27 protein-coding genes are annotated in these 21,845 nt (G+C 65.1%); 3 read left to right on the forward strand and 24 right to left on the reverse strand.

The annotated features are described in order from the left end of the window. Position 1: 1 nt before the first annotated feature. The 19 genes from rpsN to rpsL all read right to left on the reverse strand — a co-directional run bounded on the left by rpsN (position 2) and on the right by rpsL (position 11,874). A complete protein-coding gene (gene rpsN, locus SIDU_RS10735; protein ID WP_007686564.1) occupies positions 2-307 on the reverse strand; it encodes a 30S ribosomal protein S14 in 306 nt (101 codons plus the stop codon). Between the two features lie 50 nt (positions 308-357). Continuing rightward, positions 358-930: a 50S ribosomal protein L5 gene (gene rplE / locus SIDU_RS10740; RefSeq protein WP_007686565.1), complete on the reverse strand. Its 573-nt coding sequence runs from the start codon at positions 928-930 to the stop codon at positions 358-360. Further along, positions 930-1,241, reverse strand: coding sequence for a 50S ribosomal protein L24 (gene rplX, locus SIDU_RS10745; protein ID WP_007686567.1), 312 nt, complete (start codon positions 1,239-1,241; stop codon positions 930-932). Before rplX ends, rplE begins: the two co-directional genes overlap by 1 nt. After that, complete coding sequence (gene rplN, locus SIDU_RS10750) at positions 1,241-1,609, reverse strand: 50S ribosomal protein L14 (RefSeq protein WP_007686569.1); 369 nt, start codon at positions 1,607-1,609, stop codon at positions 1,241-1,243. The genes rplX and rplN overlap by 1 nt, the downstream gene beginning before the upstream one ends. Before the next feature lie 165 nt (positions 1,610-1,774). Then, on the reverse strand, positions 1,775-2,038 hold the full coding sequence (rpsQ, locus tag SIDU_RS10755; protein ID WP_006960320.1) for a 30S ribosomal protein S17: 264 nt from the start codon (positions 2,036-2,038) through the stop codon (positions 1,775-1,777). Positions 2,039-2,050: 12 nt separating this feature from the next. Then, entirely contained in the window at positions 2,051-2,254 is a 204-nt protein-coding gene (gene rpmC, locus SIDU_RS10760; protein WP_007686572.1) for a 50S ribosomal protein L29, read from the reverse strand. A 3-nt stretch (positions 2,255-2,257) separates the two neighbouring features. Continuing rightward, positions 2,258-2,689, reverse strand: coding sequence for a 50S ribosomal protein L16 (gene rplP, locus SIDU_RS10765; protein WP_007686573.1), 432 nt, complete (start codon positions 2,687-2,689; stop codon positions 2,258-2,260). A gap of 21 nt (positions 2,690-2,710) precedes the next feature. Next, complete coding sequence (gene rpsC / locus SIDU_RS10770) at positions 2,711-3,406, reverse strand: 30S ribosomal protein S3 (protein ID WP_007686574.1); 696 nt, start codon at positions 3,404-3,406, stop codon at positions 2,711-2,713. Positions 3,407-3,410: 4 nt separating this feature from the next. Then, on the reverse strand, positions 3,411-3,794 hold the full coding sequence (gene rplV, locus SIDU_RS10775; protein ID WP_007686575.1) for a 50S ribosomal protein L22: 384 nt from the start codon (positions 3,792-3,794) through the stop codon (positions 3,411-3,413). After that, positions 3,794-4,072, reverse strand: coding sequence for a 30S ribosomal protein S19 (gene rpsS / locus SIDU_RS10780; RefSeq protein WP_007686576.1), 279 nt, complete (start codon positions 4,070-4,072; stop codon positions 3,794-3,796). Before rpsS ends, rplV begins: the two co-directional genes overlap by 1 nt. A gap of 5 nt (positions 4,073-4,077) precedes the next feature. Continuing rightward, the gene (rplB, locus tag SIDU_RS10785; RefSeq protein WP_007686579.1) at positions 4,078-4,914 is read right to left on the reverse strand and encodes a 50S ribosomal protein L2; all 837 of its coding nucleotides are present in this window, start codon (positions 4,912-4,914) and stop codon (positions 4,078-4,080) included. A 2-nt stretch (positions 4,915-4,916) separates the two neighbouring features. Beyond that, positions 4,917-5,234, reverse strand: coding sequence for a 50S ribosomal protein L23 (locus tag SIDU_RS10790; protein WP_007686581.1), 318 nt, complete (start codon positions 5,232-5,234; stop codon positions 4,917-4,919). Beyond that, entirely contained in the window at positions 5,227-5,850 is a 624-nt protein-coding gene (rplD, locus tag SIDU_RS10795; RefSeq protein ID WP_007686583.1) for a 50S ribosomal protein L4, read from the reverse strand. Before rplD ends, SIDU_RS10790 begins: the two co-directional genes overlap by 8 nt. Positions 5,851-5,852: 2 nt before the next feature. Then, complete coding sequence (gene rplC / locus SIDU_RS10800) at positions 5,853-6,608, reverse strand: 50S ribosomal protein L3 (RefSeq protein WP_007686585.1); 756 nt, start codon at positions 6,606-6,608, stop codon at positions 5,853-5,855. 316 nt (positions 6,609-6,924) lie between these two features. Continuing rightward, positions 6,925-7,233 (reverse strand): 30S ribosomal protein S10, encoded by a 309-nt coding sequence (gene rpsJ / locus SIDU_RS10805; RefSeq protein WP_007686587.1) that lies wholly within the window; start codon positions 7,231-7,233, stop codon positions 6,925-6,927. A 209-nt stretch (positions 7,234-7,442) separates the two neighbouring features. After that, the gene (gene tuf, locus SIDU_RS10810) at positions 7,443-8,633 is read right to left on the reverse strand and encodes an elongation factor Tu (protein ID WP_007686588.1); all 1,191 of its coding nucleotides are present in this window, start codon (positions 8,631-8,633) and stop codon (positions 7,443-7,445) included. A gap of 136 nt (positions 8,634-8,769) precedes the next feature. Further along, complete coding sequence (gene fusA, locus SIDU_RS10815) at positions 8,770-10,842, reverse strand: elongation factor G (protein WP_007686589.1); 2,073 nt, start codon at positions 10,840-10,842, stop codon at positions 8,770-8,772. A 174-nt stretch (positions 10,843-11,016) separates the two neighbouring features. Continuing rightward, positions 11,017-11,487: a 30S ribosomal protein S7 gene (gene rpsG, locus SIDU_RS10820; protein ID WP_007686590.1), complete on the reverse strand. Its 471-nt coding sequence runs from the start codon at positions 11,485-11,487 to the stop codon at positions 11,017-11,019. Positions 11,488-11,502: 15 nt separating this feature from the next. Then, positions 11,503-11,874 (reverse strand): 30S ribosomal protein S12, encoded by a 372-nt coding sequence (gene rpsL, locus SIDU_RS10825; protein WP_007686591.1) that lies wholly within the window; start codon positions 11,872-11,874, stop codon positions 11,503-11,505. 502 nt (positions 11,875-12,376) lie between these two features. Here rpsL and SIDU_RS10830 point away from each other — a divergent pair. Then, entirely contained in the window at positions 12,377-13,567 is a 1,191-nt protein-coding gene (locus SIDU_RS10830) for a M23 family metallopeptidase (protein ID WP_007686592.1), read from the forward strand. A gap of 117 nt (positions 13,568-13,684) precedes the next feature. Here the strand turns inward: SIDU_RS10830 and rpsI are convergent, their stop codons facing one another. From rpsI to SIDU_RS10845, 3 genes are all read right to left on the reverse strand, one after another. Continuing rightward, positions 13,685-14,212: a 30S ribosomal protein S9 gene (gene rpsI / locus SIDU_RS10835; RefSeq protein WP_013039155.1), complete on the reverse strand. Its 528-nt coding sequence runs from the start codon at positions 14,210-14,212 to the stop codon at positions 13,685-13,687. Continuing rightward, a complete protein-coding gene (gene rplM, locus SIDU_RS10840; protein WP_007686594.1) occupies positions 14,212-14,691 on the reverse strand; it encodes a 50S ribosomal protein L13 in 480 nt (159 codons plus the stop codon). The genes rpsI and rplM overlap by 1 nt, the downstream gene beginning before the upstream one ends. 148 nt (positions 14,692-14,839) lie before the next feature. Next, positions 14,840-15,886, reverse strand: coding sequence for a COX15/CtaA family protein (locus tag SIDU_RS10845; protein WP_037511047.1), 1,047 nt, complete (start codon positions 15,884-15,886; stop codon positions 14,840-14,842). 119 nt (positions 15,887-16,005) lie between these two features. On the opposite strand from SIDU_RS10845, the gene SIDU_RS10850 reads away from it, so the two are divergent. Beyond that, positions 16,006-18,069 carry an ATP-binding protein gene (locus SIDU_RS10850; protein WP_007686596.1) on the forward strand — a complete coding sequence of 688 codons (2,064 nt, stop codon included), beginning with the start codon at positions 16,006-16,008 and terminating at the stop codon, positions 18,067-18,069. A gap of 296 nt (positions 18,070-18,365) precedes the next feature. On the opposite strand, the gene SIDU_RS10855 is transcribed toward SIDU_RS10850, so the two are convergent. Next, on the reverse strand, positions 18,366-18,995 hold the full coding sequence (locus tag SIDU_RS10855; RefSeq protein ID WP_007686598.1) for a 2-dehydro-3-deoxy-6-phosphogalactonate aldolase: 630 nt from the start codon (positions 18,993-18,995) through the stop codon (positions 18,366-18,368). Continuing rightward, positions 18,992-19,924 carry a 2-dehydro-3-deoxygalactonokinase gene (locus SIDU_RS10860; protein WP_007686600.1) on the reverse strand — a complete coding sequence of 311 codons (933 nt, stop codon included), beginning with the start codon at positions 19,922-19,924 and terminating at the stop codon, positions 18,992-18,994. The genes SIDU_RS10855 and SIDU_RS10860 overlap by 4 nt, the downstream gene beginning before the upstream one ends. A gap of 113 nt (positions 19,925-20,037) precedes the next feature. Between SIDU_RS10860 and SIDU_RS10865 the strand changes: the two genes are divergently transcribed. Further along, positions 20,038-21,840, forward strand: coding sequence for an IlvD/Edd family dehydratase (locus SIDU_RS10865; protein ID WP_007686602.1), 1,803 nt, complete (start codon positions 20,038-20,040; stop codon positions 21,838-21,840). Positions 21,841-21,845 lie beyond the last annotated feature (5 nt).

Consider the following 21,845-nt stretch of genomic DNA (forward strand, 5'->3'; position numbering starts at 1 on the left):
CTTACCAGCTCGACTTGGTGACGCCGGGGATCAGGCCCTTGTTGGCCAGATCACGCAACTGCACGCGGCAGAGACGGAATTTGCGGTAATAGGCCCGGGGACGGCCCGTCAGCTCGCAGCGGTTGCGCACGCGGGTCGGATTGCCGTTGCGGGGAATTTCCGCCATCTTCAGACGCGCGATCAGACGATCGCTGTCGTCAGCGGTCGTATCATTCGCGATCGCCTTGAGCTTCGCATAGCGGCCGGCATATTTCTTCACCAGCTTCTTGCGGCGCTCGTTCTTGTTGATCGAACTCAGTTTCGCCATGACTTAAGTTCTCTTTCCTTGGGTTTGTCGGAAAGAGAAGCGGGGCCCGTTCAGGCCGCCTGCTTCTCTTCGATCGGGAAGGGGAAGCCGAAGAGACGCAGCAGTTCGCGCGCTTCCTCGTCCGTCTTCGCCGTGGTGGTCACGATGATGTCCATGCCGCGCACCTTGTCGATGCGGTCATAGTTGATCTCCGGGAAGATGATCTGCTCCTTGATGCCGAAGGCGTAGTTGCCGCGGCCGTCGAAGCTCTTCGGGTTCAGGCCCCGGAAGTCGCGCACGCGGGGGAGCGCGATGTTGATCAGGCGATCCAGGAACTCGTACATGCGCTCGCGGCGCAGCGTGACCTTGGCGCCGATCGGCATGCCTTCACGCAGCTTGAACTGCGCGATCGACTTGCGGGCCTTGGTGATGACCGGCTTCTGGCCGGCGATCAGTTCCATTTCCTCGGCCGCCGAAGTGACCTTCTTCTTGTCCTGGGTCGCTTCGCCGACGCCCATGTTGAGCGTGATCTTCTCGATCTTCGGCACTTCCATGACGTTCTTGTAACCGAACTTCGCGGTCATCGCCTTGGCGATTTCGGCGTCATAGAGCGACTTGGAGCGGGGGATGTACTTGTCGCTCATTACAGCACCTCACCGGACTTGACGGCGACGCGGACCTTCTTGCCGTCGCGGTCCTCGAAACGGACGCGGGTCGGCTTGCCATCCTTGTCGGCGACAGCGACGTTCGAAATGTGGAGCGGCGCGGGCTTGCGCTCGATGCCGCCCTGCGGGTTCGCCTGGTCCGGCTTGCGATGGCGCGCATGCACGTTGATGCCTTCCACCAGGACCTTGTCGTCCTTCGGCAGCACCTGCAGGACGGCGCCGGTGCGGCCCTTGTCCTTGCCGGCCAGGATGACGACCTTGTCGCCCTTCTTGATCTTGGCAGCGCTCATTACAGCACCTCAGGGGCGAGCGAGATGATCTTCATGTGCTTCTTGGCGCGCAGTTCGCGAACGACCGGGCCAAAGATACGGGTGCCGATCGGCTCCTCGTTCTTGTTGATCAGCACGGCGGCATTGCCGTCGAAGCGAATCACGCTGCCGTCAGCGCGACGCACGTCCTTGGCGGTGCGCACGATGACGGCGCGATGCACGTCACCCTTCTTCACCTTGCCACGAGGCGCGGCTTCCTTGATCGAGACGACGATAATGTCGCCCACGCTCGCGAAGCGACGCTTCGATCCGCCCAGCACCTTGATGCACTGGACGCGCTTGGCGCCGCTGTTGTCAGCGACGTCAAGATTGGATTGCATCTGGATCATGGATCCGGTTCCTTCTTATTTGGCCTACCGGGGCAATTCCCGGCGGTTCCGAATTCGAGTTTCGACCGGAAGATTCGAAACACGAAGCGCGGGCCTGTAACCTCTTCTTGACGAAAAGGCCAGCCCCGCGTCCGAAATTTCGACCCTTACGGCCGATGACTAACCTCAGGCCGCCGTTTCGGGCGACTTGTGGGTGTCCACGCGCTCGATGACCTTCCAGGTCTTGAGCTTGGAAATCGGAGCGGTCTCCTCGATGCGGACCGTTTCGCCTTCCTTGTAGACATTGCCCTCGTCATGGGCATGGTACTTCTTCGAGCGGCGGATGATCTTGCCGTAGAGCGCATGCTTAACCTTGCGCTCCACGCGAACCACCACCGTCTTGTCGGTCTTGTCGGAAACCACCGTTCCCGTCAGCACGCGCTTGGGCATCGTGTGTTTCCTTTACTTCGCGACCGAGCGCGAACGCTCGGACTGCAGGGTCTTGATCTGCGCGATCGACCGGCGGACTTCACGCACCCGGCTCGGCTTTTCGAGCTGGTTGGTGGCCGCCTGGAAGCGCAGGTTGAACTGCTCGCGCTTCAGGTTGTTGAGTTCGGTCGACAGTTCGTCGTCCGTCTTGGTCTTGAGGTCGGCAACATTCGCCACGGCTTAGCCCTCCAGGTGGGAGGTGTCGCCGAGGCGAGCGACAACCTTCGTCTTGATCGGCAGCTTCATCGCGGCGCGCGAGAAAGCCTCTGCTGCGAGCGGGCCGGGCACGCCGTCCAGTTCGAACAGGATGCGGCCCGGCTTGACGCGGGCTGCCCAATATTCGACCGAACCCTTGCCCTTGCCCTGACGGACTTCGGCGGGCTTCTTGGAAACCGGCACGTCGGGGAACACGCGGATCCACAGGCGGCCCTGACGGCGCAGGTGGCGCTGGATCGCGCGGCGGGCCGCCTCGATCTGGCGCGCGGTGACGCGCTCGGGCTCCAGGGCCTTCAGACCATAGGCGCCGAAGTTCAGAGCCGAACCGCCCTTGGCGTCGCCCTTGATCCGGCCCTTGAAGGTCTTGCGGAACTTCATTTTTTTCGGTTGCAGCATGACGCTATACCTACCTTATTCTCAGCGCGCCGGGCGCACGCCGGAGGTCTGAGCCTCCAGCATCAGCCGGTCGGTGGCCATCGGATCGTGGCCCAGAATCTCACCCTTGAAGATCCAGACCTTGATGCCGCAAACGCCATAAGCGGTGTGGGCTTCGGCTTCGGCATAGTCGACGTTCGCGCGCAGCGTGTGCAGCGGAACGCGGCCTTCGCGATACCATTCCACGCGGGCGATCTCCGCGCCGCCCAGACGGCCGCCGCAGGTGATCTTGATGCCTTCCGCGCCGAGACGCAGGGCCGACTGCACCGCGCGCTTCATGGCGCGGCGGAATGCCACACGGCGCTCCAACTGGTCGGCGATGCCCTGCGCGACGAGCTTGGAGTCGATTTCCGGCTTGCGGATTTCGACGATGTTCAGGCTGACGTCCGAAGAGGTCAAGCCGCCCAGCTTCTTGCGCAGCTTTTCGATGTCCGCGCCCTTCTTGCCGATGATGACACCGGGACGGGCGGCGTAGATCGACACGCGGCACAGCTTGGCCGGACGCTCGATCACGACCTTGGAGATCGCGGCCTGCGGCAGGTTCTTCATGATGTACTGGCGGATCTTCAGATCCTCCAGCAGCAGGCGGCCATAGTCGGCGCCTTCCGCGAACCAGCGGCTGTCCCAGGTACGGTTGATCTGCAGACGCAGACCGATCGGATTGCTCTTGTGACCCATGTGCTTACGCCTCCGCTTCGGCCTGCTCGCGCACGACGATGCGCACGCGGCTGAAGGGCTTGAGAATCCGGGTCGACTTGCCGCGGCCGCGAGCGTGAAAGCGCTTCATGGTGAAGCTCTTGCCCACCGATGCTTCCGCGACGACCAGCGAGTCGACGTCCAGATTGTGGTTGTTTTCCGCATTGGCGATGGCCGAAGCCAGCACCTTGCGCACGTCGACGGCCATCGCCTTCTTCGAGAAGGCGAGGATGTTCAGCGCGTCCTCGACCTTGCGGCCGCGGATCAGCGTGGCGACCAGGTTCAGCTTCTGGGCCGAACCGCGGATCTGCGTGCCGACGGCCAGCGCCTCATTGTCCGCGACGCGGCGGGGAGCCTTTTCCTTGCTCATTAGCGCTTGCCCTTCTTGTCGGCGGCGTGGCCGGGGAAGTAGCGGGTCGGGGCGAATTCGCCCAGCTTGTGACCCACCATGTCCTCGTTCACCGAGACCGGCACATGCTTGCGGCCGTTATAGACGTTGAACGTCAGGCCGACGAACTGCGGCAGGATGGTGGAACGGCGCGACCAGGTCTTGATCGGACCCGAACGGCCACCGGCGTCCTGCGCCACTTCCGCCTTCTTCAGAAGGCTGAGGTCCACGAACGGACCTTTCCAGACGGAACGAGCCATCTCGCTTACCTCTTCTTCTTCGCGTGGCGGCTACGGATGATGAACTTGTCCGTCGCCTTGTTGTGGCGGGTGCGTGCACCCTTGGTCGGCTTGCCCCAGGGCGTGACCGGATGACGGCCGCCCGAGGTCCGGCCTTCACCGCCGCCATGCGGGTGGTCGACCGGGTTCTTCGCCACACCGCGCGTCAGCGGACGCTTGCCGAGCCAGCGATTGCGGCCGGCCTTGGCGAGATTGGTGTTGGCGTTGTCCGGGTTCGACACGGCACCGACGGTGCCCATGCAGTCCGAACGGATGTAGCGCTGCTCGCCCGAGGACAGGCGGACCATCACCATGCCACGATCGCGGCCGACGAGCTGGGCGTAGGTGCCCGCCGAACGGCAGAGCTGACCGCCCTTGCCGGGCTTCATCTCGATATTGTGGATGATGGTGCCGACCGGCATCTGGCCGAGTTCCATCGCATTGCCCGGCTTCACGTCGGTCTTCTTGCCCGCGACGACCTTGTCGCCGGGAGCCAGACGCTGCGGCGCCAGGATATAGGCCTGGGTGCCGTCGGGATAGTTGACCAGCGCGATGAAGGCGGTGCGGTTGGGGTCATATTCCAGACGCTCGACCGTGCCCTCGACGTCCCACAGGCGACGCTTGAAGTCGATGATGCGGTAGCGCTGCTTGTGACCGCCGGCGATGCCGCGCGAGGTCACATGACCCTTGTTGTTGCGGCCGCCGGTCTTGCGCTTGCCTTCAGTCAGCGCCTTGACGGGCTTGCCCTTGTGCAGCGCGCTGCGGTCGACGAGGATCAGGCCGCGCTGGGCGGGGCTGGTCGGGTTGTAGCTCTTAAGCGCCATGGTCAGCGCACTCCTTCGGTGATGTCGATCGACTGGCCATCGGCCAGGCGAACGATCGCCTTCTTGACGTCCGAGCGCGTATAGGGCTTGCCCTTCCACTTCTTGGTCTTGCCCTTGGCGACCAGCGTGTTCACGCTCTTGACCGTCACGCCCCAAATGGCTTCGACGGCGGCCTTGATCTCCGGCTTCGACGCATCGTTGGCGACCTTGAAGACCACGGCGTTGTTCTCGGAGAGAAGGGTCGACTTCTCGGTGATGACCGGCGCGACAACGACGTCATAATGACGGTTGTCGACGGTCGCGGCTTCTTTCTTAGCCATTGAAACGGGCCTCCAGCTTTTCGACCGCGGCGCGGGTCAGCACCAGCGAGTCGGCCTTCAGGATGTCGTAGACGTTGGCGCCAACGGCGGGCAGCAGGTCCACGCCGATGATGTTCGCCGAAGCCTTCGCGAAGCTGACGTTCACGGCGTCGCCGTCGATGAACAGAGCCTTGTTGAGGTTCAGCTTGGCGAGGTGCGCGACCAGAGCCTTGGTCTTGCCTTCCGCCACGTCGAGATTGTCGAGAACGATCAGCGATCCGTCCTTGGCCTTCGACGACAGGGCCATTTTCAGGCCGAGCGCGCGAACCTTCTTGTTGAGGTCGTGGCCGAAGGTGCGGGCGCGGGCGCCGTGCGCCTTACCGCCGCCGATGAACACGGGCGCCTTGCGGTCGCCGTGACGGGCGGTGCCGCCACCCTTCTGGCGGCCGAACTTCTTGCCCGTGCGGGCAACGTCCGAACGCTCACGGGTGGCGCGAGCCGGAGCGCGACGCTTTTCGAGCTGCCAGGTGACGACGCGGTGCAGAATGTCGGTGCGGGGTTCGACGCCGAACACGGCATCGTTCAGTTCCACTTCACCGGCGGCTGCGGCATCGAGGGTCTGTACCTTGACCTTCATGATTAGCCCTCCTGGCCTTCGGTCGCTTCGGGCGCGGCCGCTTCTTCAGCGGGCGTTTCAGCCGGAGCGTTGTTGCTGTTGGCAGCCTGCTTCAGGCTCGCCGGATAGGGCGCGTCCGCCGGACGCTTCACCTTGACGGCGTCGCAGACGGTCAGCCAGGTGCCCTTGGCGCCGGGGACGCTGCCCTTGACGAACAGCAGGCCGCGCTCGACGTCCGTGCGGACGATTTCCAGGTTCTGCTGGGTCCGCTCGCGGTCGCCCATGTGACCGGCCATCTTCTTGTTCTTGAAGACGCGGCCCGGATCCTGGCGGTTACCCGTCGAACCATGGGCGCGGTGGCTGATCGACACGCCGTGGGTGGCGCGCATGCCGCCGAAGCCCCAGCGCTTCATGGCGCCGGCGAAACCCTTACCCTGGGTGTGGCCGGCAACGTCGACCAGCTGGCCGGCGATGAAATGATCGGCCGCGATCTCGGCGCCGACATCGAGGAGCGCATCCTCGGCGACGCGGAATTCGACCAGGCGCGCCTTCGGCTCCACTTCCGCCTTGGCGAAGTGGCCGCGCTGCGGCTTGGCGACATTCTTGACCTTCGCGACGCCCGCGCCGAGCTGAACCGCGACATAACCGTCACGCTCGACTTCCTTGCGGGCCACGACCTGATTGCCCTCAAGGGCCAGAACCGTAACCGGAATATGACGTCCGTCCTCCTGGAACAGACGGGTCATCCCGACTTTCTTAGCGATCACGCCTGTGCGCATCACCGATTACTCCCATAGAGGCCCGCCTTAGCAGCGGGCGTATCCAACGAAAAAACCGCTCAGGATCTCTCCCTCGCGGCCAACCCATGCATAACAATCACCCCGTCCGGGTTGGATGCCGATCCCGCCAGGGAAAGGCGACGGGGGACCAGGACCACGAGCCTTGGCCGGTTCACCGGCGGGCCGTGCGGTATCCCTTGTGTCGTTTGAGCTTCCGGCAAGCCGGAATGCCCGATACCCTGCCGCCAAAAGGACAACAGGAACTTGCTTGTCTGCCCGAGACCCCGGCTTTCGCCGGGGCTGAAGGCAAACTCGCTTAAGCGAGTTTGATTTCCACGTTCACGCCGGCAGCCAGGTCCAGCTTCATCAGCGCGTCGACCGTCTGCGGCGTCGGCTGCACAATGTCAAGCATGCGCTTGTAGGTGCGGACCTCGAACTGCTCGCGCGACTTCTTGTCGATGTGCGGGCCACGGTTGACCGTGAACTTTTCGATGCGCGTCGGAAGGGGAATCGGACCGCGGATAAGGGCGCCGGTGCGGCGGGCGGTGTCGGCGATGTCGCCGGTCGCCTGATCGAGCACGCGATGATCGAACGCCTTGAGGCGAATGCGGATGTTGCTGTCCATTGTTCCTGTACCGATGCGAAAGAGCCAAAAACCCCGGAGCATTTTCAGAAATCAGCCGGAGCAGCCGATGACTTGTGAAAATGCGCCAACCAAAAAATATCCGCCCCGTTCCTGGCCCTTCTAGCTCATGCGAGCCGGAGAAAGGCGATCCGGGGCGGCAAAAAACTCAGCGGCGCGAATCAGGCGATTCGCGCCGCTGCGGTCCTATATTACTTCGAGATCGTGCCGACAACCCCTGCGCCGACGGTGCGGCCGCCTTCACGAATGGCGAAGCGGAGACCCGCATCCATCGCGATCGGGGCGATCAGCTTCACGCCGAGCTTCACATTGTCGCCGGGCATGACCATCTCGGTGCCCTCGGGCAGGATCACTTCGCCGGTCACGTCCGTGGTGCGGAAGTAGAACTGCGGACGATAGTTGGCGAAGAACGGGGTGTGACGGCCGCCTTCTTCCTTCGACAGGACATAGACTTCCGCGTCGAACTCGGTGTGCGGGGTGATGGTGCCGGGCTTGGCCAGAACCTGACCGCGCTCGACTTCCTCACGGCCCACGCCACGGATCAGCGCGCCGATGTTGTCGCCGGCTTCGCCCTGGTCGAGCAGCTTGCGGAACATTTCGACGCCGGTGACGGTGGTCTTGCGGGTGTCCTTCAGACCGACGATCTCGACTTCCTCGCCGACCTTGACGATGCCGGTCTCGACGCGGCCGGTCACGACGGTGCCGCGGCCCGAGATCGAGAACACGTCTTCGATCGGCATCAGGAACGGCTTGTCGACCGGACGCTCCGGCTGCGGGATGAACGAGTCGACGGCAGCCATCAGCTTCAGAACGGCCTGCTTGCCGATTTCGTCGTTCGAACCGTCGAGAGCCTTGACGGCCGAGCCGGGGATGACGGGGATGTTGTCGCCGTCGAAGTCGTAGGACGACAGCAGTTCGCGGATTTCCAGCTCGACCAGTTCCAGGATTTCCGGATCGTCGACGAGGTCGACCTTGTTCATGAACACGACGAGCTGCGGCACGCCGACCTGGCGGGCGAGCAGGATGTGCTCGCGGGTCTGCGGCATCGGGCCGTCGGTGGCCGAAACGACCAGGATCGCGCCGTCCATCTGGGCCGCGCCGGTGATCATGTTCTTGACGTAGTCGGCGTGACCCGGGCAGTCGACGTGGGCGTAGTGGCGGGCTTCGGTCTCATATTCGACGTGGGCGGTCGAGATGGTGATGCCGCGCTCGCGCTCCTCGGGAGCCTTGTCGATATTGGCATAGTCGACGAAGGTCGCGCCGCCGGTTTCGGCGAGCACCTTGGTGATCGCCGCGGTCAGCGAGGTCTTGCCATGGTCGACGTGACCGATGGTGCCGATGTTGCAGTGCGGCTTGTTCCGCTCAAACTTAGCCTTAGCCATTTTATCCTACCTTCTAATCAAATCAGCTTTGGTCTGACCGCTCGGCCGCGCCTCGCGAAGGCGCGTCCATAGCAGCAAATTCAGAGAATACCAGCCCCTAACCGAGCCGTTTACACGACCCGGCCAAGGAAAATTATCAGGCCATCTTCGCCTTGACTTCGTCCGCCACATTCTGCGGCACTTCGTCATAGTGCGAGAAGATCATCGAGTAGTTCGCGCGCCCCTGGGTGAACGAACGAAGCTGGTTCACATAGCCGAACATGTTGGCCAGCGGGACCATCGCCTCGACCACCTGCGCGTTGCCGCGGCTGTCGGTGCCCTGGATCTGGCCGCGACGGCTGTTCATGTCGCCGATGACGTCGCCCAGATATTCCTCCGGGGTCACGACCTCGACCTTCATGATCGGCTCGAGCAGCTTGATGCCCGACTTGGCGGCCGCTTCGCGCATCGCGCCGCGGGCGCAGATTTCGAAGGCCAGGGCCGACGAGTCGACGTCGTGATAGGCGCCGTCCGTCAGGTGGACTTCGAAGTCGATGATCGGGAAGCCGATCAGATGACCGGTCTCGGCCGTCTCGCGGAAGCCCTTTTCCACCGACGGGATATATTCGCGCGGGATGTTGCCGCCCTTGATCTCGTCGAAGAACTGGTAGCCAGAACCGCGCTCGCCGGGGATGACCGTCACCTTGACCCGGCCGAACTGGCCCGATCCGCCCGACTGCTTCTTGTGGGTGTAGTCGATGTCGACCTTCTTCGCGAGATATTCGCGATAGGCGACCTGCGGCGCGCCCACATTGGCCTCGACCTTGAACTCGCGCTTCATGCGGTCGACCAGGATTTCGAGGTGGAGTTCGCCCATGCCCTTGATGATGGTCTGGCCCGATTCGTGGTCGGTCGAGACGCGGAAAGACGGATCCTCGGCGGCCAGGCGGTTGAGCGCGATGCCCATCTTTTCCTGGTCGGCCTTGGTCTTGGGTTCGACCGACAGCTCGATCACCGGCTCGGGGAATTCCATCCGCTCCAGGATGATCGGCTGGCGCTCGGCGCACAGCGTATCGCCGGTGGTGGTTTCCTTGAGGCCCGCCAGGGCGACGATGTCGCCGGCATAGGCGGTGTCGATGTCCTCACGCGAGTTGGCGTGCATGAGGAGCATGCGGCCGATCTTTTCCTTCTTGTCCTTGACCGAGTTCAGATAGCTGCCCTTGGTCAGCGTGCCCGAATAGACGCGCAGGAAGGTGAGCGAACCCACGAACGGGTCGTTCATGATCTTGAACGCCAGACCGGAGAAGGGCGCATCGTCGGCCGTCTTGCGGCTGTCGGGCTCGTCGGTGTCGGGGTTGATGCCCTGGACGTCGGGAATGTCGAGCGGCGAAGGCAGATAATCGACCACCGCGTCGAGCAGCGGCTGGACGCCCTTGTTCTTGAACGCCGAGCCGCACAGCACCGGCACGAAGGCATGGCCCAGCGTGCCCTTGCGGATCAGCTTCTTGAGCGTGGCGACGTCGGGCAGATTGCCTTCCAGATAGGCTTCCATCGCATCGTCGTCCTGCTCGACGGCGAGTTCGATCAGCTTTTCGCGATATTCGGCAGCCTTGTCGGCGAGGTCGGCCGGAATCTCCTCATAGGAGAATTCGGCGCCCAGATTCTCGTCCTTCCAGATGATGGCGCGGTTCTCGACCAGGTCGACCAGGCCCTTGAAGTCCGATTCCGCGCCGATGGGCAGGTAGAGGACGGCCGGGGTGGCGCCCAGACGGTCGATGATCGTCTGCACGCAATAATAGAAGTTGGCGCCGGTACGGTCGAGCTTGTTGATGAAGCACATCCGCGGCACCTTGTACTTGTCCGCCTGGCGCCACACGGTTTCCGACTGCGGCTCCACGCCCGCGACGCCGTCGAACGCGGCGACCGCGCCGTCCAGCACGCGCAGCGAACGCTCGACTTCGATGGTGAAGTCGACGTGGCCGGGGGTGTCGATGATGTTCAGCCGATGGTCGTTCCAGAAGCAGGTGGTGGCCGCAGACGTGATGGTGATGCCACGCTCCTGCTCCTGCTCCATCCAGTCCATGGTGGCGGCGCCGTCATGGACTTCGCCGATCTTGTAGGACTTGCCGGTATAGTAAAGGATGCGCTCGGTCGTGGTGGTCTTGCCGGCGTCGATATGCGCCATGATACCGAAATTGCGATAGCGTTCGAGCGGATGGCTGCGGGCCATGATGCTTCTCCGTTGCCGGCGCGCCGGCGGTTGGGGATTCGTTAAATCTGCGCGTGGCCCCTAAACCAATCCGTTCGCCATGGGTAGCCACCCATGGCGAACGGACCGATTTTTTGAAACCATGAGAGGAAGCGGGCGATATGGATGCCCGCTTCGCCTTTTTCCAGCGCCGGATTACCAGCGATAATGCGAGAAGGCGCGGTTCGCTTCCGCCATGCGGTGCGTGTCTTCGCGCTTCTTGACGGCATTGCCGCGGTTGTTGGCGGCGTCCAGCAGCTCGCCCGACAGGCGGGCGGCCATGGTGGTTTCGCTGCGGTTGCGCGACGCGGTGATCAGCCAGCGGATCGCCAGCGCCTGGGCGCGCTCCGGGCGCACTTCGACGGGGACCTGGTAGGTCGCACCGCCGACGCGGCGGCTGCGGACCTCGATGCCGGGCTTCACATTGTTCAGCGCGTCATGGAACATGGCGATCGGGTCCTTCTTGGACTTCGCCTCGACAGTGTCGAGAGCGCCGTACACGATGGACTCGGCGACGGCCTTCTTGCCGTCCTGCATGATGCTGTTCATGAACTTCGACAGCACGACATCACCGAACTTGGGATCGGGCAGGATGACGCGCTTTTCGGGGCGACGACGACGTGACATGTTTCTGGTCTCCCCTTACTTCGGACGCTTGGCGCCGTACTTCGAACGGCTCTGCTTGCGGTCCTTGACGCCCTGGGTATCCAGAACGCCGCGCAGCACGTGATAGCGCACACCGGGAAGGTCGCGCACGCGGCCGCCGCGGATCAGCACGACGCTGTGCTCCTGAAGGTTGTGGCCTTCACCCGGAATGTAGGTGATGACTTCGCGCTGGTTGACCAGGCGCACCTTCGCCACCTTGCGGAGGGCCGAGTTCGGCTTCTTCGGGGTCGTCGTGTAGACACGGGTGCAAACGCCGCGCTTCTGCGGGTTCGCTTCCATTGCAGGAACCTTCGACTTGGTCTTCTGCAGCTCGCGGCCCTTGCGGACCAGCTGGTTGATCGTTGGCATGAAGCCCTTCACCTTTTTCAGTTACTTTACCGCATGCATCCCCGCGTTCCTTGCGGCCTGGAAAACGAATCGCCTCCAAACGGCAAAGGCTCCGGCGGAAACCCGCCCGGAGCCGCAGGAGCACCGGCAATGTTCAGCTCTGATGCCCCAGGACCGGGATCGGCACGAACGAATCCGCTCCTTATCCGGTCTTTGAGCAGGCGCGCCTATAGCCATGCGGGGGGCGCGGGTCAAGAACGCCCGGCCTGCGTGGCGAAGAGGCGGATAAACGAGCCGTCCGTCCTGAGATGATGCACCGGGACTGTCGGGCCGCGCCAGGGAAGACAGGCCGAGAAAAATTTGCGGCAGGCCGGAACCGATTTGCATAGTTCCACGTTTCACCCCGTTCATCCTTCGACTCGTCACGACTCCCCGTCGCCGGATTCGCGCGACTCGATTCCATTTGTTAGCGCCCCGTTCACTAAAAACGCACGCGGGGTCGCAATTGTCGCAATGGAGCAAGATGGGGGCAGCCGCCCTCTGGGCCGGCATGACGGCCCGGTGTTCGAAGCTGTGCCCGGATCGGGAGATTTTCCTGCGCTCCGGCGGCCAGGTGAAGTTCATCCATATCTCGCGCAGGGCGCAGCTTGCCGCGGTCGGCCTGCTCTCTTCCGCCCTGGTCGGCGGGATTGGATTCGGCCTGTCCGTGGCCGCCAGCAGCGCTGAGATCGAGCAGGAGCGCGCCGCTCTCGCCGCCCGGGACAAGGCCATCTCCAGCAGCGCCAGCCAGGTCGCGCGCTATCGCAAGTCGGTCGACCAGCTCGCGCAGGAGCTGCAGGAGCGCCAGGACTTCATGGACGACCTTTACCGCACGCATTTCGGCCAGGACGGCACGGCCCCCGCCGGCGATGTGGTCGGCAAGGTCGATGGCGGAACCAAGGGCGGCACGTCCAAGCTAGACACCAAGATCAGCGTTGCGCCGGAAGCGGCGCCGCTGCTGCGGATCGACGCCCGGCAGCGCCGCTTCGCCGCCCTGCTGACCGGCGCCGTCCAGAAGCGCGCCGACAAGGCGGCCGCCGCGATCCGCAGCTTCGGCCTCAATCCCGACAGCCTCGCCCGCAGCGCCGCCCGCGCGCAAAACCGGGCGATGGGCGGCCCCTTCGTGCCTTGGGAAGGACAGGACGTCCTGCCGGGCGAGTTCGAAAAGCTCGCCAAGGCGCTGTCCCGCATGGAATTCCTGGAAGCGAGCCTGCTCGCCATCCCTTCCGGCAAGCCGACGGCGACGCCGATGATGAGCAGCAGCTATGGCTATCGCAGCGATCCGTTCAACGGCCATGCGGCCTTTCACGCGGGCCTGGATTTTCCGGGCAGCATGGGCCAGCCGATCCTGGCCGCCGCATCGGGCAAGGTCAGTTTCGTCGGCCAGCGCAGCGGCTATGGCAATGTGATCGAGGTCACGCATGGCAACGGCATCCTGACCCGCTACGCCCATCTGTCCGGCTTCAGCGCGCGGGTCGGCCAACAGGTGGCGCGCGGCGACGCCATTGCGCGCATGGGATCGACCGGCCGCTCCACGGGGCCGCATCTTCATTTCGAGGTGCGGGTGAACGGCAATGCCATCAATCCCCGCCGCTTCCTGGAGGCGCGCAAGGATGTCCTCCAGATCCAGCAGATCGCGACGGCGCGTCTCGCCGATGTCGGCGACCGGGGATAGAGATAACCGGGAGGGGATTGCCGTCTCCCTCGTCTCTTCGGTCGGCAATCTTTCTGCCCGAAAAAGAAAAGGGCCGGAAAACCGGCCCCTTCCCTTGCATTCATATTGATCGAACGATCAGCGCTTCGAGAACTGGAAGCTGCGGCGGGCCTTGGCCTTGCCGTATTTCTTGCGCTCGACGGCGCGGCTGTCGCGGGTCAGGAAGCCTTCGGCCTTGACGGCGCTGCGCAGCGCCGGCTCGTACTTGGCGAGCGCCTGGGCGATGCCGTGCTTGACCGCGCCGGCCTGGCCGGACAGGCCGCCGCCCTTGACGGTGGCGATCACGTCATACTGGCCTTCGCGCTCGGTGACGCCGAAGGGCTGGTTGATCACCAGGCGCAGGGTCGGGCGGGCGAAGTAGATTTCCTGGTCGCGGCCGTTGACCGTGATCTTGCCGGTGCCGGGCTTCACCCAGACGCGGGCGACGGCATCCTTGCGGCGGCCGGTCGCATAGGCGCGGCCGAGGCTGTCGATTTCCTGGGCGCGCAGCGGAGCGGCGGGCTGAGCCGGCGCGATCGGAGCGTCGGCGGCGGGCGCGGCGGCAGGAGCCGGCGCGTTGGCGGTCAGCGACGCGAGGTCGGACAGGGACTGGCGGTTATCGGACATTATGCACCCACCTTGTTCTTGCGGTTGCGCGACGCGAAGTCGAGCACTTCGGGGTTCTGCGCGGCGTGCGGATGTTCGGCGCCGGCGAAGATGCGCAGGTTGCGCATCTGCTGGCGGCCCAGCGGGCCGCGGGGGATCATGCGCTCGACGGCCTTTTCCAGGACGCGCTCGGGGAAACGGCCTTCCAGAACCTTCTGGGGGGTGGTTTCCTTGATGCCGCCGGCATAGCCGGTGTGCTTGTAATAAACCTTGTCGGTCAGCTTGCGGCCGGTGAACTTCACCTTTTCCGCGTTGATGATGATGACATTGTCACCGCAATCGACATGGGGGGTGAAGCTCGGCTTGTGCTTGCCGCGCAGGATGTTCGCGACGGTCGAGGCGAGGCGGCCGACGACGAGGCCTTCCGCGTCGATCAGAACCCATTTCTTTTCGACCGTGGCCGGGGTTGCCGGCTTGGTGGTCTTCATCAGCGCCTTCATGGTGCCAATACTCCAAGAATGAAACAGTGAATTGAAGGCTGTTTCCAGCTTTCGAAGATGCGCGCTAATGACGGGTCGAAGGGCACAAGTCAAGCGATTCGGCGGCTTTGCTGACGGGTAAAATAATACCTGCGTGGCATGGCAACGCCTATCCCCGGCGTTCGCCCAGGGCGTGGGCGCCCCAGGCGGCCGATGCGACCACCAGCGCGCCGACCGCCTGGTGCAGCACCGCGAGAGGCAGCGCCATGCCGCTGACGACCGTGGCGATGCCGAGCGCGATCTGCGCGCCGACCGTCGCGTTGATCGCGATGGACGGACCGCGCTGCCCCGCCTGCCGGGCCATGCGCGCCAGCATGACCAGCAGGATCGCGACGACCCAGGCCCACCAGCGATGGATGAAATGGACCAGATAGGGATCGCTGGAGACGGTCGCCCAGAGCGAGCCGAGCCATTCGATCCCCCGCGGCACCAGATGGTCGTTCATCAGCGGCCAGGTGCTGGAGACATAGCCCGCGTCCAGCCCGGCGGTGAAGGCGCCGAACATCAGTTGCGCCAGCAGCGCCAGCAGCGCGACCACCGCGAAGGGATGGAGCATGGCGGGCTTGGCGAAGGGGGTCTTGGCGCGGGTCAGCAGGTCGAGCGCGGTCCAGATCAGCCCGCCCATGATGAACAGCGCCGTCAGCAGATGCACCGCCAGCCGGTAATGGCTGACGTCGGTGCGCACCGACAGGCCCGATTCCACCATCCACCAGCCGATGGCGCCTTGCAGTCCGCCGAGCGCCAGCAACGCGACGAGGCGCAGGCCATAGCCCTGGGGGATCGCCCTTTTCCACGCGAACCAGATCAACGGCAGCGCAAAGGCCAGGCCGATCAGCCGCCCCAGCAGCCGGTGCACCCATTCCCAGAAGAAGATGAACTGGAAGTCGCCCAGCGTCATGCCCTGCCGCAACTGCCGATATTCCGGGATCTTCTGATAATCGCGAAAGGCCTGCATCCATTGGTCGTGGGTCAGCGGCGGGATGGCGCCGGCGATCGGTTTCCACTGGGTGATCGACAAGCCGGATTCGGTCAGGCGGGTGATGCCGCCGACCACGACCATGCAGAAGACGAGGGCTGCGACCGTCAGCAGCCAGCGCGCGATCGGCGCGGGGCGTGGGACGGCGGTGGCGGGTCGGCTCAGGGTCGTCGCGGTCATGGCGCCGATCCATGCGCGCTTGTTTCGCGCGTTGCAAGGATAACCCGGAACGATGGACAAAGGTCGTAACGCCTTCTGCATGAACGGATACAAAGCGTTGGACAGGCGTATCTGGCCCTATGGACAGGCTGACCCAGGATAATCGATTGAGCGGCGCGCCGGGCATAGCGGAGATGATCGCCGCCCAGGGCGCATTGGGCGCGCTCACCGCCCGCATCGACGCGGGATCGCCGCTGGGGCCGGTGAACGGCTGGTCGCCCGCGCTGGTGTCGACCGTGCGGCTGATGCTGTCGTCGCAGGCGGAGATCGTGCTGTTCTGGGGCCCGGAACTCTGCGCGCTCTATAACGAAGCCTATGCGCCCACCATCGGAGACAAGCATCCCCGCGTGCTGGGCCGCCCGGCGCGGGAGGGGTGGACGGAATTGTGGGACGACCTGGAGCCGCTGCTGCGTTCCGTCATCGACCGGGGCCAGTCGGTGCATGCCAAGGACCGCCCCTTCTATATCGAGCGGGACGGCGGACAGGGCGAACAGGTGTTCTTCGACATCAACTATTCCCCGGTGTTCGAGGCGGACGGCTCCGTCGGCGGCGCGCTGTGCATCGTCAGCGAGACGACCAAGCGCGTGCTGGCCGAAAAGGAGATGCGGGCCGACCGCGCCCGGCTCTGGGCGCTGGCGCGCGACCCCTTCCTGGTCGCCGACCGGGACGGCACCTGGCTGGCGGCCAGTCCGGCCTGGACCGACATATTGGGATGGAGCGAGGCGGAACTGATCGGCCGCACGTCCGAATGGATGGAGCATCCCGACGACCTGGAGAAGACCAAGGGCGAGATCGCCGGGCTGGCGCGGGGCACGCCGACGGTGCGGTTCGAAAACCGATTCCGGGCGAAGGACGGCAGCTACCGCAATTTCAGTTGGACGGCCGTGCCGGAAAACGACCTTATCTATTGCGTCGCCCGCGACGTGACCGAGCAGCGCGCCCATGCCAGGGCGCTGGCGGAGGCGGAAGAGGCGCTGCGGCAGGCGCAGAGGATGGAGACGCTGGGCCAGCTGACCGGCGGCGTGGCGCATGATTTCAACAATCTGCTCCAGATCGTCACCGGCAATCTGGAACTGCTGCAACGCGGCCTGCACGAGGACCAGGCGCGGCTGCGGCGCGCCGCCGACAACGCCATGGCGGGCGCGGAGCGGGCCGCTTTGCTGACGCAGCGCCTGCTCGCCTTTGCCAGGCGCCAGCCGCTGGCGCCCGAGCGGATTGACCCCAACCGGCTGGTGAGCGGCATGTCGGACATGCTCAACCGCACATTGGGCGAGACGATAGAGGTGGAGACGATCCAGAGCGCGCGCATCTGGCCGATCGAGATCGACGTCAACCAGATGGAGAATGCGCTGCTGAACCTGGCGGTGAATGCCCGCGACGCCATGCCGGACGGCGGCAAGCTGACCATAGAGGTCGCCAACACCCATATCGACGAGGATTATGCCACGCAGGAGGCGGAGGTTTCCCCCGGCCAATATGTGCTGATCAGCGTGTCCGACACCGGCGAGGGCATGGATGAGGAGGTGCTGAGCCACGCCATCGAACCCTTCTTCACCACCAAGGAGGTCGGACGGGGCACTGGCCTGGGCCTGTCGATGGTCTATGGCTTCATCAAGCAGTCGGGCGGGCATATCCGCGTCTATTCCGAAAGCGGCCATGGCACGACGGTCAAGATCTACCTGCCCCGCTTCTACGGTCCCCTGCCCGACAATGACACGGGCACGGAGCATCGCACCCCGCCGATATGCGGCGGCGACGAGACGGTGCTGGTGTGCGAGGACGACGACAAGGTGCGCGCCTATACCGTCGACGTGCTGAAGGAACTGGGCTATCGGGTGATCGAGGCGAATGACGGCGCGGCGGCGCTGCGGGCGCTGGACGCGGCGGCGCAATCCATCGACCTGCTGTTCACCGACGTCATCCTGCCCGGCGGCATGACCGGGGCTGACATCGCGCAACAGGCGCGGGCGCAGCAACCGGGGCTGAAGGTGCTGTTCGCCACCGGCTATGCGCGCAACGCCATCATCCATCACGGCCGTCTCGACCCGGGCGTGGAACTGCTGACCAAGCCCTTCACCTATGCGGAGCTGGCGACCAAGGTGCGCGACATGCTGGACCGGGACGAGGCGCGGCAGGTGGGGTGACGCCCCTTAGAGGTCGCATTTTCCGAGCCGTCGACCGTGAACGGCCAACTTGAAAATGCTCAAAGCAGCGTGGACAAATTCAAGACTCGCCGGACTGAGTGATTTGGGTGGGGAGCGGACGTTCCCCCATTCGTCACCCCTCCCCCTATTCGTCACCCCGGACTTGATCCGGGGTCCCGCTGCCTTGGTCGAGGCGCTGTTTTACAAGAAAAGCGGGACCCCGGATCAAGTCCGGGGTGACGGAAACTAAAGACCGCAACTGGCCATTCCCGACATTCCGAATTTGTCCACGCGGCCTAGGGCGTCCGTCGCCACGCGGCGACCAGTTCGGCCGCCCGGTCCCGGACCGTCGCCGCGCCGTCGCCGGGGCGGTAGAGCGCGCCGCCGACGCCGATCCCCTCGCAGCCGGCGGCCAGCCATTCCCCGATCGTGTCCGCGCCCGCGCCGCCGACCGCCCAGACGCCCACATGTTTGGGCAGCACGTCCTTCAGCGCCTTCACATAAGCGGGGCCGAGACGGGCAGCGGGAAAGAGCTTGATCCGGCGCGCGCCCGCCTGGATCGCGGCGAAGGCTTCGCTGGGGGTCATGAAGCCGGGGAGCAGTTCCAGCCCGAGTTCGGCGCCCCTTGCGATCACCTGCATGTCGGTGTTGGGCGTCACCATGATCCGCCCGCCCGCGCCGTGCAGTTCCTCCACCGCCCGCACCGACAGCAGCGTGCCGCCGCCGATCAGCGCCCGGTCGCCATATTCGGCCTGCATCGCGGCGATGCTGGCGAGCGGATCAGGCGAGTTGAAGGGCACTTCGAGGATGCGGACGCCCGCATCGATCAGGGCTGCGCCGATCCCAAGCGCCTCCTGCGGCCGGATGCCGCGCAGGATCGCGCAGATGGGCGGCGCGCCTTGCGCCAGCAGGTCGTCGAGGGTCATGACGGGTCTCCGTGGGGATGGTGGGGGTGCCCAGAAAGGCCCAGCCCGGCCAGCGAGCAGGCGTCGCCGTCCAGCGCCTGGGCCGCCAGCCCCCGCCTGCCCAGCGCTTCGGCATAGAGCGTCGAGAGGCGGCCGTCGCCGATGAGCCATATGTCGTCCGCCTGTTCGAGCATGTCCGCGACCTCCGCGATCTCCGTCCCGATCAGCAGGCCGGACAGATAGCCCGCGGCCCACTCCGCCGGGCGCCCCGCCCGCAGCCGCATGGTCCGCGCCGCGAACAGGGAGGAGAGCGGGCGCCCCTCCTGCGCCCGCGCCAGCCCCTCTGCAAAGCCCTGCGCCTCCCGCGCAGGATCGGGCCGGTCGGCCTGCGCGCCCAGGGTGGAACGGTCCCGCAGCAGTGCGAAAAGCTCGCCCGTCGGCATGGTACGGAAGGAGGAGACGCGGCCATCCTCCACCACCGCCCATTTATTGTGCGTGCCGGGCAGGACGATCAGGCGGCGGCCCTGCCCCAGCGCCGGATCGCGCGCCATGGCTCCGAATATCTGTGTTTCCTCTCCCCGCATCACATCGGGCGCGCCGTTCGCGCCGGTGCAGGCGAGGCCCGCCATGATCGCGACGGGCACGCCGCGCCAGGCGAACCGCGTCGCCGCCGCCCGCCAGGCGGCGACGTCGGCGGGGCAATCCGCATAGGGCGCCTCCACCCAGCCGTCGCGGGCGCCAGCCATGCCGCAAAGGCGGATCTGCGTCGGCGCGGCTTCCTCCAGCCAGGGGCCGATGGCGGCGGCGAAGGCCGCTTCCGCCTGCCCCGCCGCCGCGCCGATGCCGGGGCCGTCATGGCGCGCCGTCACGCGGCCCTGCTCCACGCGGAACAGCCTCAGGCGGCTGGTGCCCCAGTCGCCGACGACCTCATAGCGGCTCATCAAATTCATCACTTCGTCCGAAGCATCCTTGAAAATCTATTTGTATGAGTATATCTGAGGGGCGAGCGGGTCAACTTGCCCCGGAATCCATCCACCATCTTCTTCGACAGGTGCCTTTCCCAATGAGCGATTCGTCCAAGCCCGCCGACAAACTGCGTAGCCGCGCCTGGTTCGACAACCCAGACAATATAGACATGACCGCGCTCTATCTGGAGCGTTATCTGAATTTCGGCCTGAGCCTGGAGGAACTGCGCAGCGGCAAGCCGATCATCGGCATCGCCCAGACGGGCAGCGACCTGTCGCCCTGCAACCGCCATCATATGGTGCTGGCGGAACGCGTGCGCGAGGGCATTCGGGAGATGGGCGGCATCGCGCTGGAATTTCCGGTCCACCCGATCCAGGAAACCGGCAAGCGGCCGACGGCGGGGCTGGACCGCAACCTGGCCTATCTGGGGCTGGTCGAGGCGATCTACGGCTATCCGCTGGACGGGGTGGTGCTGACCACCGGCTGCGACAAGACGACGCCCGCGCTGCTGATGGCGGCGGCGACCGTGAACATCCCCGCCATCGCCCTGTCGGTGGGACCGATGCTGAACGGATGGTTCAAGGGCGAGCGGACGGGTTCGGGCACCATCGTCTGGCATGCGCGGCAATTGCTGGCGGCGGGCAAGATCGACGATGAGGGCTTCATCAAGCTGGTGGCGTCCTCCGCGCCGTCGACCGGCTATTGCAACACCATGGGCACGGCGACGACGATGAACTCGCTGGCCGAGGCGCTGGGCATGATGCTGCCGGGATCGGCGGCGATCCCCGCGCCCTATCGCGACCGGCAGGAGGTCGCCTATCGGACCGGCAGGCGCATCGTCGAGATGGTGGCGGAGGACTTGAAGCCGTCCGACATATTGACGCTGGACGCGTTCCACAACGCCATCGTGGTGAACTCCGCCATCGGCGGGTCGACCAATGCGCCGATCCACCTGGCGGCGATCGCGCGCCATGTGGGGGTGGAGCTGCCGCTCAAGGATTGGGAGACGGTGGGGCACAAAGTGCCGCTGCTGGTGAACCTCCAGCCCGCCGGCGAATATCTGGGCGAGGATTATTATCGCGCCGGCGGCGTGCCGGCGGTGGTGGGCCAGCTTATCGAACAGGGCCTGATCCGCGAGGGCGCGATGACCGTCAACGGCAAGACCATGGGTCAGAATTGCCGGGGCGTGGAGATCGAGGATGAGAAGGTCATCCGTCCCTTCGCCCGGCCGCTGAAGGAGGATGCCGGGTTCCTGGTGCTGTCGGGCAATCTGTTCGACGCGGCGGTGATGAAGACCAGCGTGATTTCGGACGAGTTCCGGGAGCGCTATCTGTCCAATCCGGAAGATCCCAACGCCTTTGAAGGCCCGGCGGTCGTGTTCGACGGGCCGGAGGATTATCATGCGCGGATCGACGATCCGGCCGTCGGCATCACGCCCGATACGCTGCTGTTCATGCGCGGCGCCGGCCCGGTCGGCTATCCGGGCGCGGCGGAGGTGGTGAACATGCGGCCGCCCGCCTACCTCATCACCGAGGGCGTGTCCGCTCTGCCCTGCATCGGGGACGGGCGGCAGTCGGGGACTTCGGGCAGTCCCTCCATCCTCAACGCCTCGCCCGAAGCGGCGGCCATGGGCGGCCTGGCGCTGCTGCGGACCGGCGACCGGGTGCGCATGGACCTGAACAAGGGCACGGTGAACGTCCTCATTTCAAACGAGGAACTGGCCGGCCGCCGGGCGGCGCTGGAGGCGGAGGGGGGCTATAAATATCCCGCCTCGCAGACGCCGTGGCAAGAAATCCAGCGCTCCGTCGTCGGCCAGCTGAACACCGGCGCGATCCTGGAAGGGGCGGAGAAATATCAGCGCATCGCCCAGACCATGGGCCTGCCGCGCGACAATCATTAATCCCA

Source organism: Sphingobium indicum B90A, assembly GCF_000264945.2.
Classification (GTDB): Bacteria; Pseudomonadota; Alphaproteobacteria; order Sphingomonadales; family Sphingomonadaceae; genus Sphingobium; species Sphingobium indicum.

Excerpts from the sequence above, each read along its gene's own strand:
- rpsS (WP_007686576.1), bottom strand. The coding sequence starts at position 4,072 with ATGGCTCGTTCCGTCTGGAAAGGTCCGTTCGTGGACCTCAGCCTTCTG.
- rplC (WP_007686585.1), bottom strand. The coding sequence starts at position 6,608 with ATGCGCACAGGCGTGATCGCTAAGAAAGTCGGGATGACCCGTCTGTTC.
- rpsC (WP_007686574.1), bottom strand. The coding sequence starts at position 3,406 with ATGGGTCACAAGAGCAATCCGATCGGTCTGCGTCTGCAGATCAACCGT.
- rplN (WP_007686569.1), bottom strand. The coding sequence starts at position 1,609 with ATGATCCAGATGCAATCCAATCTTGACGTCGCTGACAACAGCGGCGCC.
- rplV (WP_007686575.1), bottom strand. The coding sequence starts at position 3,794 with ATGAGCAAGGAAAAGGCTCCCCGCCGCGTCGCGGACAATGAGGCGCTG.
- rplD (WP_007686583.1), bottom strand. The coding sequence starts at position 5,850 with ATGAAGGTCAAGGTACAGACCCTCGATGCCGCAGCCGCCGGTGAAGTG.
- rplE (WP_007686565.1), bottom strand. The coding sequence starts at position 930 with ATGAGCGACAAGTACATCCCCCGCTCCAAGTCGCTCTATGACGCCGAA.
- rpsG (WP_007686590.1), bottom strand. The coding sequence starts at position 11,487 with ATGTCACGTCGTCGTCGCCCCGAAAAGCGCGTCATCCTGCCCGATCCC.
- rplX (WP_007686567.1), bottom strand. The coding sequence starts at position 1,241 with ATGAGCGCTGCCAAGATCAAGAAGGGCGACAAGGTCGTCATCCTGGCC.
- rplP (WP_007686573.1), bottom strand. The coding sequence starts at position 2,689 with ATGCTGCAACCGAAAAAAATGAAGTTCCGCAAGACCTTCAAGGGCCGG.
- rpsJ (WP_007686587.1), bottom strand. The coding sequence starts at position 7,233 with ATGGACAGCAACATCCGCATTCGCCTCAAGGCGTTCGATCATCGCGTG.
- SIDU_RS10855 (WP_007686598.1), bottom strand. The coding sequence starts at position 18,995 with ATGACCCTCGACGACCTGCTGGCGCAAGGCGCGCCGCCCATCTGCGCG.
- rpsQ (WP_006960320.1), bottom strand. The coding sequence starts at position 2,038 with ATGCCCAAGCGCGTGCTGACGGGAACGGTGGTTTCCGACAAGACCGAC.
- SIDU_RS10830 (WP_007686592.1), top strand. The coding sequence starts at position 12,377 with ATGGGGGCAGCCGCCCTCTGGGCCGGCATGACGGCCCGGTGTTCGAAG.
- rplM (WP_007686594.1), bottom strand. The coding sequence starts at position 14,691 with ATGAAGGCGCTGATGAAGACCACCAAGCCGGCAACCCCGGCCACGGTC.
- SIDU_RS10850 (WP_007686596.1), top strand. The coding sequence starts at position 16,006 with ATGGACAGGCTGACCCAGGATAATCGATTGAGCGGCGCGCCGGGCATA.
- rpsN (WP_007686564.1), bottom strand. The coding sequence starts at position 307 with ATGGCGAAACTGAGTTCGATCAACAAGAACGAGCGCCGCAAGAAGCTG.
- SIDU_RS10865 (WP_007686602.1), top strand. The coding sequence starts at position 20,038 with ATGAGCGATTCGTCCAAGCCCGCCGACAAACTGCGTAGCCGCGCCTGG.
- rplB (WP_007686579.1), bottom strand. The coding sequence starts at position 4,914 with ATGGCGCTTAAGAGCTACAACCCGACCAGCCCCGCCCAGCGCGGCCTG.
- rpsI (WP_013039155.1), bottom strand. The coding sequence starts at position 14,212 with ATGTCCGATAACCGCCAGTCCCTGTCCGACCTCGCGTCGCTGACCGCC.
- SIDU_RS10790 (WP_007686581.1), bottom strand. The coding sequence starts at position 5,234 with ATGGCTAAGAAAGAAGCCGCGACCGTCGACAACCGTCATTATGACGTC.
- SIDU_RS10845 (WP_037511047.1), bottom strand. The coding sequence starts at position 15,886 with ATGACCGCGACGACCCTGAGCCGACCCGCCACCGCCGTCCCACGCCCC.
- SIDU_RS10860 (WP_007686600.1), bottom strand. The coding sequence starts at position 19,924 with ATGAATTTGATGAGCCGCTATGAGGTCGTCGGCGACTGGGGCACCAGC.
- tuf (WP_007686588.1), bottom strand. The coding sequence starts at position 8,633 with ATGGCTAAGGCTAAGTTTGAGCGGAACAAGCCGCACTGCAACATCGGC.
- fusA (WP_007686589.1), bottom strand. The coding sequence starts at position 10,842 with ATGGCCCGCAGCCATCCGCTCGAACGCTATCGCAATTTCGGTATCATG.
- rpsL (WP_007686591.1), bottom strand. The coding sequence starts at position 11,874 with ATGCCAACGATCAACCAGCTGGTCCGCAAGGGCCGCGAGCTGCAGAAG.